Genomic DNA, 15,872 nt, shown 5'->3' on the forward strand with positions numbered 1-15,872 from the left:
CATGGAACCTTTCGTCTATCAGGGCTTGCCTTCGCGCGTCGTGTTCGGCGTGGGCAGTCTGGACCAGCTCGATCACGAGATCGCGTTGCTCGGCGCGCAACGCGCAATCGTGCTGTCGACGCCGCAGCAGCGCGCGCAAGCCGAGCAGCTTGCCGAGCGCATCGGGCCGCGCGCGGCAGGCGTCTTTGCACAGGCCGTGATGCATGTGCCCGTCGAGACGGCGCGCGCCGCTCGCGATTACGCGGCGAGTGTCGGGGCCGATTGCGCGATCGCAATCGGCGGCGGTTCGACCACGGGTCTGGGCAAAGCGATTGCGCTAGACACGTCGCTGCCCATCATCGCGATTCCGACCACGTACGCGGGCTCGGAAATGACGCCGATCTACGGTCTCACGGAAGGCGGCCTGAAGAAGACGGGCCGCGATCTGCGCGTGCTGCCGAAAACGGTCATCTACGATCCGTCGCTGACGGTATCGCTGCCGCCCGCGCTGTCGCTGACGAGCGGCATCAACGCGATTGCGCACGCGGCCGAAGGTCTCTACGCACAGGACGCGAATCCCATCATGAGCCTGATGGCCGAGGACGGCATTCGCGCATTGGGCGAGGGCCTGCCGCGCGTGATCCGCCAGGCCGACGATCTCGATGCGCGCAGCGCGTGTCTGTACGGCGCGTGGCTGTGCGGGGCGGTGCTGGGCAGCGTCGGCATGTCGCTGCATCACAAGCTGTGTCATACGCTCGGCGGCACGTTCAATCTGCCGCACGCCGAGACGCACACGATCGTTTTGCCGCACGCGCTCGCGTACAACCGCACGGCCGCGCCGCAAGCGATGCAGCGTATCGCGCGCGCGCTCCATGCGGACGACGCGGCGCAAGCGGTGTTCGATCTCGCGCGCGACAACGGCGCGCCGACCGCGCTGAAGGATATCGGCATGAAGGAGGCGGACCTCGACATCGCATTGAACATCGCGTTGAAAAGCCCGTACTGGAATCCGCGCGAAGTCGAGCGCGAGCCGCTTCGCGCGTTGCTGCACGACGCTTACGAAGGACGCAGGCCCGGATAGCGAAAGCCGCGCACCCGACACATAAAACGATCAGGAGACAGCAATGAATGGAGATCTTTTCAACGGAGGACGGCGCCGCTTCGTGCGCCTTGCGGCGGGCGGCGCGCTGGCGGCCGCCGCGCCCGTGTTCTCGTCGCGCGCGTTCGCAGCCGGCACGCGCACGCTGAAAATCGGCTACGTGTCGCCGCAGACGGGGCCTCTCGCGCCGTTCGGCGAAGCCGACCGCTACACGATCCAGCAGATGCAAGGGGCGTTGAAGAACGGCGTGTCGATGGGCGGCAAGACCTACCCCGTGTCGATCGTCGTCAAGGACAGCCAGTCGAATCCGAATCGCGCGGGCGAAGTGGCCAACGACCTCATCCTCAAGGACAAGGTCGACATCATGCTCGTGTCGGGCACGCCCGAAACGGCGAACCCCGTCAGCGACGCGTGCGAGCTGAACGAGACGCCGTGCGTGTCGACCGTCGTGCCGTGGCAGCCGTGGTTCTTCGGCCGCAAGGGCGATCCGAAGAAGGGCTTCAACTACACCTATCACTTCTTCTGGGGCCTCGAAGACGTGATCGCCGTGTACACGGGCATGTGGCAGTCGGTGCAGACCAATCGCAGCGTCGGCGGCCTCTTTCCAAACGACGGCGACGGCAACGCGTGGGGCGATACGAGGCTCGGCTTTCCGCCCGTGCTCGCGCAAAAGGGCTTCACGCTGAAGGACCCCGGGCGCTTCCAGAGCATGACGCAGGACTTCTCCGCGCAGATCTCCGCGTTCAGGCAATCGAATGCGCAGATCGTCACGGGCGTCGTGATTCCGCCCGATGCGAAGAACTTTCTCGTCCAGGCTCGCCAGCAAGGGCTCAAGCCCAAGGTCATTTCGATCGGCAAGGCGCTGCTGTTTCCCACTTCGATTGAAGCGCTCGGCGATCTCGGCGAAGGGCTGTCGACGGAAGTGTGGTGGTCGCCGTCGCATCCGTTCAAGTCGTCGCTGACGGGGCAAAGCGCGCGTCAGGTCGCCGACGACTACGAGCGCATCATGTCGAAGCAATGGACGCAGCCGATCGGCTTCGCGCACGCGCTGTTCGAAATCGCGATCGATTCGTTCAGGCGCGCGAAGGACATCGACTCGAACGAGGCGATCCGCGATGCCGTGGCCTCGACGAAGCTCGACACGCTCGTCGGCCATGTGGCCTGGGGCAACGGTCCCGTGAAGAACGTCGCGAAGACGCCGCTCGTCGGCGGGCAGTGGGTGAAGGGGCAGAAGCACCGCTTCGATCTTGCGATCGTCAATAACCAGCTTGCACCTGCCGTCCCCGTCAGCGGGCCGCTCAAGCTGATTGCGTGATGGCACGCGCGGCATCACGAGGAGAGTTGCGATGAACGCATTGCTCAGGCTCACGAACGTCTCGAAGCGCTATGGCGCGCTGACGGTGACGAATGCGATCAGCTTCGAAGTCGGACGCGGCGAGACATACGGCGTTCTCGGGCCGAACGGCGCGGGCAAGACGACGCTGTTCAATCTCGTCAGCGGCGATGTGAAGCCGGATCAAGGCACGGTCGAGTTCGACGGCGCGGACGTCGGGCACCTTGCACCGCATCGGCGCTGCGCGGCGGGCATCGGGCGCTCGTATCAGGTGCCGCGTCCGTTCGGCGGCATGACGGTGTTCGAGAATCTGCTGGTGGGCGCGCGCTTCGGCGGCGCGCTCGACGAGAGCGCTGCGTACGACATGTGCGTCGACGTGCTCGAACGCACGGGCCTGAAGCGTCGCGCGAACCAGTTGGCCGGCACGCTCGCGCTGCTCGATCGCAAGCGGCTCGAACTGGCCCGCGCGCTCGCGACGCAACCGCAACTGCTGCTGCTCGACGAAATCGCGGGCGGACTGACGCAAGGCGAAACACATGAGCTCGTCGATGAAATCCGCCGCGTGAAGGAGCGCGGCGTGACGATCGTGTGGATCGAGCATGTCGTGCACGCGCTGCTGGCCGTCGCGGACCGGCTGCTCGTCATCAACTTCGGCAGCAAGCTCGCCGAGGGCAAGCCGGCGGCGGTGATGGACGATCCCGACGTGAGGCGCGTGTATCTTGGACTGGAGGCGTGACATGGCGGCACTACTGGAGACGCGCGGCCTCACCGCGTTCTACGGCGATTTTCAGGCGCTGTTCGGCGTCGACGTCGCCGTGCAGCCAGGCGAAGTAATCGCGCTGATCGGCTCGAACGGCGCCGGCAAATCGACGTTTCTGAAAGCGCTCGCCGGCCTGACGAAGGCGGCGCGCGATCAGATCGTCTATCGCGGCGAAGCAATCGGCGGCGCGCCGGCGGCGAGCATCGTCGGCAAGGGGATCGCGCTCGTGCCGGAAGGACGCCGGCTGTTCGCGAGTCTTTCCGTCGAGGAGAACCTGCTGCTCGGCGCGTTCAGCAAGCGGCCCGGACGCTGGAATCTCGATAGCGTCTATGCGCTCTTTCCCGCGCTGCGCGAGCGCCGCAATCACGCGGCGACGGCGCTGTCGGGCGGACAGCAGCAGATGGTCGCGATCGGCCGCGCGCTGATGAGCAACCCCGACCTGTTGATGTGCGACGAGCTCTCGCTGGGACTTGCGCCCGTGATCGTCCGCGAGATCTACGCGGCGTTGCCCGATATCGTGTCGGACGGCATGAGCGCGATCGTCGTCGAACAGGACGTGCAGCTCGCGCGGCGTGTGTCGTCGCGCTTCTATTGCTTCCAGGAAGGGCGCGTGTCGCTTTCGGGCGTCTCCGCCGATGTCTCCGACGAGGCGATCACTGAAGCCTATTTCGGAGCCGCCGCATGAATACGCTCGCCAATATCGTCGTGCAAGGCGTGCTGCTGGGCGCGCTGTATGGTCTGTTCGCGATGGGGCAGTCGCTCGTGTTCGGCGTGATGCGCCTGACGAACACCGCGCACGGCGATTTCATCGTAATGCTCGTGTTCGTGCTGTTCGCGTTGACGAGCCTGTTGCATGTGCCCCTCGCCGTGTCGCTCGTGCTGCTGCTCGTGATCGCGTTCGGCGCGGGCTACGCGGTGCAGTACACGATACTGAACCGCGTCAGCAGCCGCGATCCGCTGCCTTCGCTGATCGTCACGTTCGGGCTTTCCATCGTCATCCAGAACGTGTTGCAGCAACTGTTCTCCGCCGATCCTCGCTCGATAGGGACAGGCAGCTTCGAAGCGCAGAGCGTCACGCTCGGCGGCATCACGGTCGGCTATCTGCCCCTCGTGACGCTCGCGGCGACCGTCGCGCTCGCCTTCGCGATGCAGTGGATCTTCACACGCACGCCGCTTGGCCGCGCCTTCCGCGCGACCTCCGACGACCGTGAGATCGTGCAGCTGATGGGCGTGTCGTACCGGCGCACATACGCGCTCGCGATGGGCATCGCGTTCGCGCTGATCGGCGTCGCGGCCGTGCTGTATTCGATGCGCACGGCCGTTTCGCCCACCGACGGTCCCGCGTTGCTGCTGTTCGCGTTCGAGGCGGTGATCATCGGCGGGATGGGTTCGTTCTGGGGCACATTCGCGGGCGGCATGGCGCTCGGCCTCGCGCAGCAGATCGGCTTCTACTTCGATCCGGGCTGGGGCATCTGGCTTGGCCATATCGTGTTCCTGTGCGTGCTGGTGGTGCGGCCGCAAGGTCTGTTGCCGAAGACGGCGTGAGAGGGTTTGTGATGAGTATGCATCTGGATCAGGCACGCGCTTTCGACGTTCATCGCGCGACGCGCGCAAGCAGGGTGACGCTGCTGGTGTTGCTGGTGGTCGCCGTCGCCGTCGCGAGCGCGCCCTGGTGGGCGGGACGCGATGCGATGCGCGACTTCGTGCAGCTTGCCGCGTATCTGGTGTTCGCGATGATGTGGAATCTGCTCGCGGGCTACGGCGGCATGGTGTCGATCGGGCAGCAGGCGTATTTCGGCCTCGGCGGCTATGCGATGCTCGTGCTCGCGAACTACTGCGGCGTGTCGCCGTTCATCGCGGTGCCCCTCGGCGCGTTGATCGCGATGGCGGCGGCCGTGCCCGTATCGACGATCGCGTTTCGTCTCGAGGGCGGCTATTTCGCGATCGGCACATGGGTGATCGCGGAAGTGTTCAGACTGACGTTCGCGAACATCAGCGCGCTCGGCGGTGGCTCGGGCACGAGCCTGACGGCGTTGCACGGCATCCCGCGCGCGCTGCGCGAATCGCTGACGCTGTGGCTCGCGCTCGCGATCGTCGCGGCGGCCGTGGGCCTGCTCTATCTGTTCCTGCGCTCGAAAGCGGGGCTTGCATTGACGGCGATGCGCGACAATGCAGTTGCGGCGAGCAGCCAGGGCGTCGACGTGAAACGCGCGCGGCTGATCGTCTATCTCGTCTCGGCGTGCGGCGCGGCGCTTGCGGGCGGGCTGTACTTTCTCGGCAATCTGCGCATCTCGCCCGATGCCGCGTTTTCCGTGAACTGGACCGCGTTTGGTATCTTCATCGTGCTGATCGGCGGGCTCGGCACACTCGAAGGGCCGATTGCCGGTGCGCTGATTTTCTTCGTGCTGAACAAGTTTTTGTCGGACTATGGCACCTGGTATCTGATCGGTCTCGGCGCGCTCGCCATCGTCGTGACATTGTTCTTTCCGCAAGGGCTGTGGGGCTACGTCTCGCAGCGCCTGCACCTGCAACTGTTTCCCGTCGGGCGGCGGGTCGTGTTTCGCGACGCAGCCGCGCCGGGCCAGCCAGCGACGAGCGATATCGCACGGACGCTCGATTCACATTCCACCAGCGCCCATAGAGCGTGAGGACATCATGAGTGAGACAACTAAGCAACGCATGAACAGGACGGACGTTCACCCCATCACCGAGACAGTGCTCGCGACGCTTTCCGGCTGCGAAGATGCGCGCCTCAAGCAGATCATGTCGGCGCTCGTGCGGCACGTGCATGCATTCGCGGAAGAAGTGCAACTGACGGGCGACGAATGGCGGCGCGGCATCGAGTTCCTGACGCAGACGGGAAAGAAGTGCGACGGCATCCGCCAGGAGTTCATTCTGCTGTCGGATACGCTCGGTCTGTCGATCATGCTCGATGCGATCCACCGCCAGCAGGACGTGGCGGAATCGGCTGCGACGGAGAACAGCCTGCTCGGTCCGTTCTATCGCGAGGGCGCGCACGACGAGCCGTTCGGCGCGAACATCGCCCGCACGGAAGGCGAGCCCGCGCTGTTTCGCGGACGGCTGATCGACGAGGCGGGCAAGCCCGTGCCGAACGCGCTGATCGAAGTGTGGGAGACGGCCAATAACGGCATGTACGAAGGCCAGGACCCGGACCAGCCCGAGAGCAATCTGCGCGGCCGTTTCCGCTCGGGGCCGAACGGCGAGTATGCGTTCCGTTCGATCAAGCCGACGCCGTATCCGATTCCGACGGACGGCCCCGTCGGCCAGATGCTGCTTGCGGTCGGCCGGCATCCGATGCGGCCCGCGCACGTGCATTTCCTGATTCAGGCGCCCGGTTACGACACCATCACCACTGCGCTCTACAGTTCGGACGATCCTTATGTCGAATCGGATGCGGTGTTCGGCGTGAAGCGTTCGCTCGTCGTCGAGTATGTGAAGAACGACAGTCCTTCCGACGCGACAGAGTGGGATCTGCCGAGCCCGTTCTTCGATGTTCACCGCGATTTCGTGCTGGTGCGTTCATCAGGAGCGGCGCGATGATGACAGCGACGGCACGGTGTCTGCTCGATGACATTCCCGACGGCGGCGGCAAGGCCGTCGCCGAAGCCGGCATCGTCGTGCTGCGCCGCGGCGACCATGCGTGGGCCTACCGCAACCTGTGCCCGCACTTCTCGATCCCGCTCAACTACGAGCCCGATACCTTCTGGACCTACGAAGGCGAGCATCTGATGTGCGCGCATCACAGCGCGATGTTCCGCTTCGAAGACGGCATGTGCGTCGATGGGCCATGCGTCGGCGCCGCGCTCACGCGCGTGCCCGTGCGCGTCGAGCAACGCGTGGTTGTCGTCAGCGACGAAGACGCAGACGGTGGAGTTTGACAGTTCCGCCTCGGTGCGCCGCGTTACAGCGGCGATTTGAGCAGAGAAGCGGCGAATCAGGGCGGTATCTGCTATCGTCGCGTCTATGCAGCCCATCATCTCGGTTTCGAACCTTTCGAAGACATACGCATCGGGTTTCCATGCCCTCAAGCGTATCGATCTCTCCATTCGCCAAGGCGAAATCTTTGCATTGCTTGGGCCGAACGGTGCGGGCAAGACGACGCTCATCAGCATCATCTGCGGAATCGTCAATGCAAGCGAAGGGACCATCACCGTCGACGGTCACGATATCCGCAATGACTATCGGGCCGCGCGTTCGCTGATCGGACTCGTGCCGCAGGAACTGACCACCGATGCGTTCGAAACCGTCTGGGCGACGGTGTCGTTCAGCCGCGGCCTGTTCGGCAAGCCCAAAAACCCGGCGCACATCGAAAAGGTCTTGCGCGACCTCTCGCTCTGGGAGAAGCGCAACAGCCGCATCATTCAGCTGTCGGGCGGCATGAAGCGGCGCGTGCTGATCGCCAAGGCGCTATCGCACGAGCCGCGCGTGCTCTTTCTCGACGAGCCGACGGCGGGCGTCGACGTCGAGCTGCGCCGCGACATGTGGAAGCTCGTACGCTCGCTGCAGGCAAGCGGCGTGACGATCATCCTGACCACGCACTACATCGAAGAAGCGGAAGAGATGGCCGACCGCATCGGCGTGATCAACAGCGGGCAGATCATGCTCGTCGAAGAGAAAACCGAGTTGATGCGCAAGCTCGGCAAGAAGCAGTTGACGCTGCAACTCGAAGCGCCGCTCGCGAGCATGCCGGCATCGCTCGCGGATTACGGGCTCGAACTCGCGAACGACAATAGCGAGCTGATCTACACATACGACGCCGAGCGCGAGAAGAGCAGCAGCATCGTTGCAATGCTCAACGATCTCAGCGCGGCGGGAATCCGCTTCAAGGACCTGCACACCACGCAAAGCTCGCTCGAAGATATCTTCGTGAGTCTCGTGCACAGAAAACACGAGGAGACCGTGCGATGAACGTTTACGCAATCCGCGCGATCTACCGCTTCGAAATGGCGCGCACGGGGCGCACGCTGATGCAGAGCATCATCGCGCCCGTCATTTCGACGTCGCTCTATTTCATCGTGTTCGGCGCGGCGATCGGCTCGCGCATCCGCGAAGTGGAAGGCATCAGCTACGGCTCGTTCATCGTGCCGGGGCTCATCATGCTGTCGCTGTTGTCGCAGAGCATTTCGAATGCGTCGTTCGGCATTTATTTCCCGCGTTTTACAGGCACCATTTACGAGCTGCTGTCCGCGCCCGTGTCGTACGTCGAGATCGTCGTCAGCTATGTCGGCGCCGCCGCGACCAAGTCGATCCTGCTCGGCCTCATCATTCTCGCGACGGCGGGCTTCTTCGTGCCGTTGCAGGTGCAGCATCCGTTCTGGATGGTCCTGTTTCTCGTGCTGACGGCCATCACGTTCAGTCTGCTCGGGTTCATCATCGGCATTTGGGCCGACAACTTCGAGAAGCTGCAGCTCGTGCCGCTGCTCATCATCACGCCGTTGACGTTTCTAGGCGGCAGTTTCTATTCCGTCGCGATGCTGCCGCCCGCGTGGAAAGTGGTCACGCTGCTCAACCCGATCGTCTATCTGATCAGCGGCTTTCGCTGGAGCTTTTACGGGCTCGCCGATGTCAGCGTCGGCATCAGTCTCGGGATGACGGCGCTCTTCCTTTGCATTTTCCTCGCTGTGATCGCGTGGATCTTCAAGACCGGCTATCGGCTGAAGTCGTAGTACGATGAGCGGCATCGGCGCGCATGCTGTACCGCCCGCCGTTCGCATCGTACGATTCCTTCGGGGCGCGAGCTACAGTCATGACCACGACGCACTCACGACCGCTACACGTTTTCGCCGAGCACATCCGCAAGAGCGAGGTCGAGCTCACGGAACGCTGGCTGAAATCCGTATTCAGCGACGTCGAGCTGACCGATTCCGACCGGCTGACGAACGAGCAACTGGCGGATCACGTTCCCGATATACTCGCGGACATTTGCGGCGCACTCGAACAGCAGGACCTCGAAGAGGTCGAGCCTGAAATCGAGCGCAAGGCGAGGCTGCACGGCAAACTGCGCTGGAAGCAGGGCTACCGCATCGACGAACTCGTGCGGGAACTCGAACTGTTCCGGCGAGTGCTGATGGGCGCGATCGTGCAATTTGCCCAGGCGCACCCGAGCTTCACGCGGCGTCACGAAGAACGCGCGCGCTATTTCATCGACGAGGCCGTCAGTTTCGTCACGCTCACGTCGATCCGCGAAGTCGTCACGGAGCGCGACCGCAAGATCGACGAGTACACGGGACGGCTCGAGCGCGCCAACCACGAGCTGCTGCTCAAACAGAAGCTGGTCGGCGAACTGCACGAATCGCGCATGCAGATCACGCGCAGCGTCGTGCATGACTTGCGAAACTTTCTCAATGTGTTTTCGATGGCGTTGCAGCTCGTCGCGCGCGCGCCTGCAAAAACCGAGGCGGCACTCGCGCTCGCGAACCGCCAGGCTGCGGACATGAAGGTGCTGGTGGACGAACTGGTCGAGTATTCGGTCGTGCTCGGCGACACGAATCAGGCGGCCATCGAGCGCGTCGATCTGCGTGCGCTGTTCGACGAGCTGGTCGCTTCGTGCGGTCCCACCATCCGCGAAAAAGGTCTCAAGCTGAATGCATCATTCGACGGGCAACTGTCGTCCGTGCAGTCGAACCGTCTCAAGCTGAAGCAAATCGCGATCAATCTGCTGACGAATGCCGCGAAGTACACCAAAGCGGGCGAGGTGTCGCTGGAGTTCAGCGCGCGCGGCAACGAGCACTGGTGCCTGCGGGTCTCCGATACGGGCGTGGGCATCGGCGCGACGGATCGCGAGCGCGTGTTCAAGGAGTTCGAGCGCGCCAACGAAGACGACGTGCCCGGCGCGGGCCTCGGTCTCGCGATCGTCAGTGAGTTGTGCCGGATGCTCGGTGGCGAGCTGCGCTTCGACTCGCGGGTCGGCGTCGGCACGACGTTCGAAATCACGTTTGCGCTGCAATGGCGTGCCGCCGAAGCGCAATGAACCGGGTGAAAAGAACAAGGCCGGGCAGCGATGCCCGGCCTTTTTGCAAGCTGCGTTCAGACCTCGATTAGCTGAACAGCTTCATCGCTTGCAGCAGCGTGTTGGTCACGCCCCACGCGAGCGGAATCAGAACATACACCCAGAACACCGCGAGCAGGCCCTTGTTGGTCGGATGAGCGGTTTGCGTCGACATTGCGTTTCTCCTTTGTCTGAGCTTAGTTGCCGGCCGCGAGCTGCGCTTGCGTCATGTGGTGCTTTTCGTTTACGTGCTTGACCAGCAGGTTGCAGATGAAGCCGATCACGAGCAGCACCGTCATGATGTGCACCGTCATCGTATATGCGTCCGCTTTTGCGACGCCATGCGCGACCTGATAGGCACGGATGTAGTTGACGAGCACAGGGCCAGCGACGCCCGCGGCCGCCCACGCCGTCAACAGACGCCCGTGAATGCCGCCGACGTACGCGGTGCCGAACATGTCCGCGAGATACGCGGGCACCGTCGAGAAGCCACCGCCGTACATCGAGAGGATCACGCAGTAGCACAGCACGAACAGCGCGATGTTGCCCGACGCGGCGAAGTCCGGCACGAGCCAGTACAGCACGGCGCCCAGCGCGAAGAAGATGAAATACGTGTTCTTGCGGCCCACGTAGTCCGACGCCGATGCCCACACGAAGCGGCCGCCCATGTTGAAGAGCGACAGCAGGCCGACGAAGCCCGCCGCTGCCGCCGCCGTCACCGTGTTCTTGAAGCTTTCCTGGATCATCACCGACGCCTGGCCGAGAATGCCGATGCCCGCCGTCACATTCAGGAACAGCACCAGCCAGATCAGGTAGAACTGGGGCGTCTTCAGCGCCTGGTCGATGTGCACGTGGTTGCGCGTGATCATCTTCTGCGTCGTGGTCGCGGGCGGCGTCCAGCCGGCCGGCTTCCAGTCGGCGGGCGGCACGCGGATCGCGAGTGCGCCGATCGACATTGAAATGAAGTACGCAATGCCGAGCACGATGAACGTTTCGGCCACGCCGACGCTCGTCGCGCTCTTGAAGTGGTTCATCAGCGTGACGGAGAGGGGGGCGGCAATCATCGCGCCGCCGCCGAAGCCCATGATCGCCATGCCCGTCGCCATGCCGCGGCGGTCCGGAAACCAGCGGATCAGCGTCGACACGGGCGACACATAGCCGAGCCCGAGCCCGATGCCGCCGATCACGCCGTAGCCGAGATAGAGCAGCGCGATCTGGTGCAACCACACGCCGATGGCCGAGACGATGAAGCCGCCGCCGAAGCAGCACGCGGCCGTCAACATCGTGCGGCGCGGGCCGACTTTTTCGAGCCACTTGCCCGCGAACGCCGCCGACAGGCCGAGGCAGACGATCGCCAGCGAGAAGATCCAGCCGAGCGTGGTCAGCGACCAGTCGTCCGGCGCGGACTGCGTGACGCCGATAACTTTGGTGAGCGGCCCGTTGAACACCGAGAACGCATAGGCCTGACCGATGCACAGATGCACGGCGAGGGCGGCAGGCGGCACCATCCAGCGGGAAAAGCCAGGTTGGGCGATCGTTGCCTGTTTTGAAAAGAATGATGGCGAGCGGGCGTTGCCGCCGGGCTCAGTAATGCTGCTCATGGCCGGTCTCCGATCGGGCTGAACGTCTGTTATCGGTTGCAGTTGCCGAAGCCTGAGACGGGCAAATTTCGAAACATAGGCTGGGCTGCAACGTATTTAAAGATGCACCGCCGCTGACGTTTTCGGCAATGGCGAGACAATAGGTGTCCGGCCGCAGGTTGGCAATATGAGAATTAAATACATATGGAGCAGTCTGAAACGGTTGTGCAGAGCGGGATGCAGCGACTACAAGCGACATGAGGCCGCAGGTGGCCGCGTGACACAGCACGAGCGTTCACTCAGTTTGGGTCCAAAGCGGCCGAGGCGCGCTGGTTGCTGCGACTGCACATGGAAAGGCGGCTCGGCCGTGTTTTGAGATGAGAATGCACCCCGGTTTTTTTGTGAAGCACCCGTTTAGAAGCACAGTTCGTGGTCGGCGCGGAAAATACAGTGTGCTGCCGGACCCGCGGCCGTGGCGGGTTCCAGCCCGGCGTGCTACCTTGGAATTGTTGCTCACGGTGAACAACAGTTGTCTGATATACCACATACAAGATACTTGATTTTTGCCGCGACGCAGCATATTATTGAGTCATCCAATCACTCAATTGACGGGAGCATCAAATGGATTTCGTGTCGCTTGCTTTCTTTGCCGCCGCTGTCGTGGGCCTGGGTTCGGCCGCTACCGTGCTGCTGACGCGCTGGGTGCCGCTGCATGTCGCCGAGCTGGCATCGAAGCACGGCCGTTACGCCGGTCTCGAAGCCGCGGCGGTTCGCGAAGCTACGCCTTACCGCGCACGCGTCGAAGCCGCGATGAACGCGGTTGGCTCGTCGAACTAAGCAGTGGCGACGCCCGCACCGAACCTGCCTCTGGCGCTGCAGCCCATCGGCAACAGCGCCAGCCTCCGCGATCAGGCCTACGCGATGTTGCGTCAGGCCATCGCGGATGCGGACATTTACGCGTCGCGTGAAGAGATTCGCCTCGACGAGCGCGTATTGAGCGAGACGCTAGGCGTAAGCCGCACGCCCGTGCGCGAGGCGATGACGTTGCTGGAACAGGAAGGTTTTCTGCGTATGGTGCCGCGGCGCGGCATCTACATCGTGCGCAAGAGCAAGCGCGAGATCGTCGAGATGGTGCAGATGTGGGCCGCGCTCGAAAGCATGGCCGCGCGTCTCGCCACGCTGCATGCGACCGACGAGGAGATCGCGAAGCTGCGCCACATGTTCGATCAGTTCCGCGACTCGACGCCCGCCGAGCATATCGCCGAATACTCGGACGCGAACATCGCGTTCCACCAGGCAATCGTCGAGTTGTCGAAGTCGCAGATCATTCTCGACACGATCAAGAACATCTTCATCCACGTGCGCGCCATTCGCCGCATGACGATTTCGCAGAGCGACCGCGCGTCGCGCTCGATCGTCGATCACTTGCGGATCATCGAGGCGCTCGAAAAGCGTGATACGGAACTCGCCGAGCGTCTGGTGCGCGACCACTCGCTGGGGCTCGCCGCTTTCGTCGAAGCGAATTGCGACTTTCTCGATTGAGCGACGCATCCAAGCCGAATGAAGCCAGCGGGCCGTAAGGTCCGCTGGCTTTTCTCATGGCCGCAAAGCGGCGTACTTCAAGGGCGCATCGCCTGCAACATCGTCGCGCCGAGCGCCGCCGGCGACTGCGCGACGTGAATGCCCGCCGAGCGCATTGCGTCGATCTTCGCGCCCGCCGTGCCCTTGCCGCCCGAAATGATCGCGCCTGCATGGCCCATCCGGCGTCCGGGTGGCGCGCTCGTGCCGGCGATGAAGCCGACCACGGGTTTTTGCGTGCGCGCATCCTTCACGAATTGCGCCGCGTCCTCTTCGGCCGAGCCGCCGATTTCGCCGATCATGATGATGCCTTGCGTATCGTCGTCGGCGAGGAACATCTCGAGGCAGTCGATGAAGTTGGTGCCGTTGACGGGGTCGCCGCCGATACCGATGCAGGTCGTTTGTCCAAGGCCTGCCGCCGTGGTTTGCGCGACAGCCTCGTAGGTCAGCGTGCCCGAGCGCGACACCACGCCGATCTTGCCTGGACGGTGGATATGGCCCGGCATGATGCCGATCTTGCATTGCCCCGGCGTGATGACGCCCGGACAGTTCGGTCCGATCAGGCGCGTCGCCGAGCCGGCAAGCGCGCGCTTGACGCGCACCATGTCGATGACGGGAATGCCTTCCGTGATGCAGACGACGAGGGGAATCTCCGCGTCGACGGCTTCGAGAATCGCGTCGGCGGCCATCGGCGGCGGCACGTAGATCACGGATGCATTCGCGCCCGTGACATCGACGGCATCGGCGACGGTGTCGAAGACGGGCAGCCCCAGATGCGTCGAGCCGCCTTTGCCGGGCGTCACGCCGCCGACCATCTGCGTGCCGTACGCGAGCGCCTGCTCGGAGTGAAACGTGCCCTGCGAGCCGGTGAAGCCCTGGCAGATCACGCGGGTATTGCGATCGATGAGAACGGCCATGTCAGTTCGCCTCCGTTGCGGCTGCCGTGTGGGCGTTGTTCGTGACTGCCGCGACGACTTTGCTCGCGGCATCGGCGAGATGGTCGGCCGACACAATGGGCAGACCCGAGTCGCGCAGAATCTGCTTGCCGAGCTCGACGTTCGTGCCTTCCAGCCGCACCACGAGCGGCACGCGCAAGTCCACTTCGCGCGCGGCGCTCACGACGCCTTCCGCGATCACGTCGCAGCGCATGATGCCGCCGAAGATGTTGACCAGAATTCCTTCGACTTTTGGATCGCGCAGAATCAGCCGGAACGCGGCCGCGACGCGCTCGCGGGTCGCGCCGCCGCCCACGTCGAGGAAGTTCGCGGGCTCGCCGCCGTAGAGCTTGATGATGTCCATCGTAGCCATCGCAAGGCCGGCGCCGTTCACCATGCAGCCGATGTTGCCGTCGAGCGTCACGTAGTTCAGGCCGTGCTTCGCCGCTTCCAGTTCGGCCGCGTCTTCTTCGGCTTCATCGCGCAACGCTTCGATGGCGGGGTGGCGGAACAGCGCGTTGTCGTCGAAATTGACCTTCGCATCGAGCGCGATCACGTCGCCTTGCTGCGTGACGACGAGGGGATTGATCTCGACGATCGATGCGTCCAGTTCGACGAACGCGCGGTACGCGTTGGCGATGAACTGCGTCGCCGACTTGATCTGCGCGCCCGTCAGGCCGAGGCCGAACGCGATCTGGCGCGCGTGAAACGGTTGCAGACCCGTTGCGGGATCGATCGCGACCTTGAGGATTTTCTCCGGCGTGCGCGCGGCCACTTCTTCGATTTCCATGCCGCCTTCCGTCGACGCCATCAGCGTGATCCGCGACGTGCTGCGATCGACCAGCATGCCGAGGTATAGCTCGCGCTCGATCGCGCAGCCTTCCTCGATATAGACGCGCTGCACTTCGCGGCCCGCCGGCCCTGTCTGTTTCGTGACGAGCACGTGCGACAGCATTTGCGCTGCATGAAGCCCGACGTCGCTAACCGATTTGACGACGCGCACGCCGCCTTTGCCGTCAGGATCGTCGGCGAAGTGTCCCGCGCCGCGCCCGCCCGCGTGAATCTGCGACTTGACCACCCACACCGCGCCGCCGAGCGCGAGCGCCGCGTCTTCGGCTTCCTGCGGCGTGAACGCGACGCGCCCGTTTGGCACGGCGACGCCGTAGCGCCTTAACAATTCCTTCGCCTGATATTCGTGAATGTTCACCTGTCTCCTCGCTGGGTTGGACGACGCCTGGCGGCGTGGAAAGTGGGCGGTCGGCCAATGGGTAGAAATATGGTATGTGATATATCAACGTTCATCAAGCCGGCAATCCCCTCGGGGTTTTCCCTTTACGAAGCCGCTCCTTAATCTCTAATTTCATGTGAAAGCCTTGCACAACAGGCGATTGGCGTCCTTTTCGGGATTTCTCTTACGTGACTGAAAGCGCTTGCAGCGATTTGATATATCACATACCGTATTGAACACGGACGATCTAAAAGGTGAGCAGGCGGCGTGCTCGGAAGGGGACAGAACATGGGTAAGGCACTCGACGGTGTGCGCATTCTCGATTTCACGCATGTGCAATCGGGGCCGACCTGCACGCAACTGCTCGCATG

General features: G+C 63.6%; 18 protein-coding genes. 14 read left to right on the forward strand and 4 right to left on the reverse strand.

Annotated elements, in window-relative coordinates; genetic code table 11:
• The first annotated feature begins 1 nt into the window (after position 1).
• From J8I87_RS38540 to J8I87_RS38590, 11 genes are all read left to right on the forward strand, one after another.
• Complete coding sequence (locus J8I87_RS38540; protein ID WP_209937644.1) at positions 2 to 1,060, forward strand: maleylacetate reductase; 1,059 nt, start codon at positions 2 to 4, stop codon at positions 1,058 to 1,060.
• 43 nt (positions 1,061 to 1,103) lie between these two features.
• Positions 1,104 to 2,393: an ABC transporter substrate-binding protein gene (locus tag J8I87_RS38545; RefSeq protein ID WP_209937645.1), complete on the forward strand. Its 1,290-nt coding sequence runs from the start codon at positions 1,104 to 1,106 to the stop codon at positions 2,391 to 2,393.
• A 31-nt stretch (positions 2,394 to 2,424) separates the two neighbouring features.
• Complete coding sequence (locus tag J8I87_RS38550; protein ID WP_209937646.1) at positions 2,425 to 3,147, forward strand: ABC transporter ATP-binding protein; 723 nt, start codon at positions 2,425 to 2,427, stop codon at positions 3,145 to 3,147.
• Between the two features lies 1 nt (position 3,148).
• Entirely contained in the window at positions 3,149 to 3,856 is a 708-nt protein-coding gene (locus tag J8I87_RS38555) for an ABC transporter ATP-binding protein (RefSeq protein ID WP_209937647.1), read from the forward strand.
• On the forward strand, positions 3,853 to 4,716 hold the full coding sequence (locus tag J8I87_RS38560; RefSeq protein ID WP_209937648.1) for a branched-chain amino acid ABC transporter permease: 864 nt from the start codon (positions 3,853 to 3,855) through the stop codon (positions 4,714 to 4,716). Before J8I87_RS38555 ends, J8I87_RS38560 begins: the two co-directional genes overlap by 4 nt.
• Before the next feature lie 11 nt (positions 4,717 to 4,727).
• Entirely contained in the window at positions 4,728 to 5,819 is a 1,092-nt protein-coding gene (locus J8I87_RS38565) for a branched-chain amino acid ABC transporter permease (RefSeq protein ID WP_245254471.1), read from the forward strand.
• 7 nt (positions 5,820 to 5,826) lie between these two features.
• On the forward strand, positions 5,827 to 6,732 hold the full coding sequence (locus tag J8I87_RS38570) for an intradiol ring-cleavage dioxygenase (RefSeq protein WP_245254472.1): 906 nt from the start codon (positions 5,827 to 5,829) through the stop codon (positions 6,730 to 6,732).
• Entirely contained in the window at positions 6,732 to 7,070 is a 339-nt protein-coding gene (locus J8I87_RS38575) for a Rieske (2Fe-2S) protein (RefSeq protein ID WP_209937662.1), read from the forward strand. Before J8I87_RS38570 ends, J8I87_RS38575 begins: the two co-directional genes overlap by 1 nt.
• Before the next feature lie 85 nt (positions 7,071 to 7,155).
• Positions 7,156 to 8,100, forward strand: coding sequence for an ABC transporter ATP-binding protein (locus J8I87_RS38580; RefSeq protein WP_209937650.1), 945 nt, complete (start codon positions 7,156 to 7,158; stop codon positions 8,098 to 8,100).
• Positions 8,097 to 8,858 carry an ABC transporter permease gene (locus tag J8I87_RS38585; protein ID WP_209937651.1) on the forward strand — a complete coding sequence of 254 codons (762 nt, stop codon included), beginning with the start codon at positions 8,097 to 8,099 and terminating at the stop codon, positions 8,856 to 8,858. Before J8I87_RS38580 ends, J8I87_RS38585 begins: the two co-directional genes overlap by 4 nt.
• Positions 8,859 to 8,938: 80 nt before the next feature.
• Complete coding sequence (locus tag J8I87_RS38590; RefSeq protein ID WP_209937652.1) at positions 8,939 to 10,162, forward strand: sensor histidine kinase; 1,224 nt, start codon at positions 8,939 to 8,941, stop codon at positions 10,160 to 10,162.
• A gap of 67 nt (positions 10,163 to 10,229) precedes the next feature.
• On the opposite strand, the gene J8I87_RS38595 is transcribed toward J8I87_RS38590, so the two are convergent.
• Complete coding sequence (locus tag J8I87_RS38595; protein ID WP_209937653.1) at positions 10,230 to 10,355, reverse strand: oxalate:formate antiporter; 126 nt, start codon at positions 10,353 to 10,355, stop codon at positions 10,230 to 10,232.
• 22 nt (positions 10,356 to 10,377) lie between these two features.
• Positions 10,378 to 11,781 carry an OFA family MFS transporter gene (locus J8I87_RS38600; RefSeq protein ID WP_209937654.1) on the reverse strand — a complete coding sequence of 468 codons (1,404 nt, stop codon included), beginning with the start codon at positions 11,779 to 11,781 and terminating at the stop codon, positions 10,378 to 10,380.
• Positions 11,782 to 12,381: 600 nt separating this feature from the next.
• Between J8I87_RS38600 and J8I87_RS38605 the strand changes: the two genes are divergently transcribed.
• Together J8I87_RS38605 and J8I87_RS38610 are read left to right on the forward strand one after the other, a co-directional pair.
• Positions 12,382 to 12,597: a hypothetical protein gene (locus tag J8I87_RS38605; protein ID WP_209937655.1), complete on the forward strand. Its 216-nt coding sequence runs from the start codon at positions 12,382 to 12,384 to the stop codon at positions 12,595 to 12,597.
• Between the two features lie 3 nt (positions 12,598 to 12,600).
• The gene (locus tag J8I87_RS38610; RefSeq protein WP_409518874.1) at positions 12,601 to 13,302 is read left to right on the forward strand and encodes a GntR family transcriptional regulator; all 702 of its coding nucleotides are present in this window, start codon (positions 12,601 to 12,603) and stop codon (positions 13,300 to 13,302) included.
• Between the two features lie 77 nt (positions 13,303 to 13,379).
• Here the strand turns inward: J8I87_RS38610 and sucD are convergent, their stop codons facing one another.
• Positions 13,380 to 14,255, reverse strand: a complete 876-nt coding sequence (gene sucD, locus J8I87_RS38615; protein ID WP_209937657.1) for a succinate--CoA ligase subunit alpha — start codon at positions 14,253 to 14,255, stop codon at positions 13,380 to 13,382.
• 1 nt (position 14,256) lies between these two features.
• Positions 14,257 to 15,480, reverse strand: a complete 1,224-nt coding sequence (gene sucC, locus J8I87_RS38620) for an ADP-forming succinate--CoA ligase subunit beta (protein WP_209937658.1) — start codon at positions 15,478 to 15,480, stop codon at positions 14,257 to 14,259.
• 309 nt (positions 15,481 to 15,789) lie between these two features.
• Here sucC and J8I87_RS38625 point away from each other — a divergent pair.
• A partial coding sequence (locus J8I87_RS38625; protein WP_209937664.1) for a CoA transferase occupies positions 15,790 to 15,872 on the forward strand: 83 nt, incomplete at its 3' end.

The organism is Paraburkholderia sp. LEh10 (assembly GCF_017814945.1).
Lineage (GTDB): Bacteria > Pseudomonadota > Gammaproteobacteria > Burkholderiales > Burkholderiaceae > Paraburkholderia.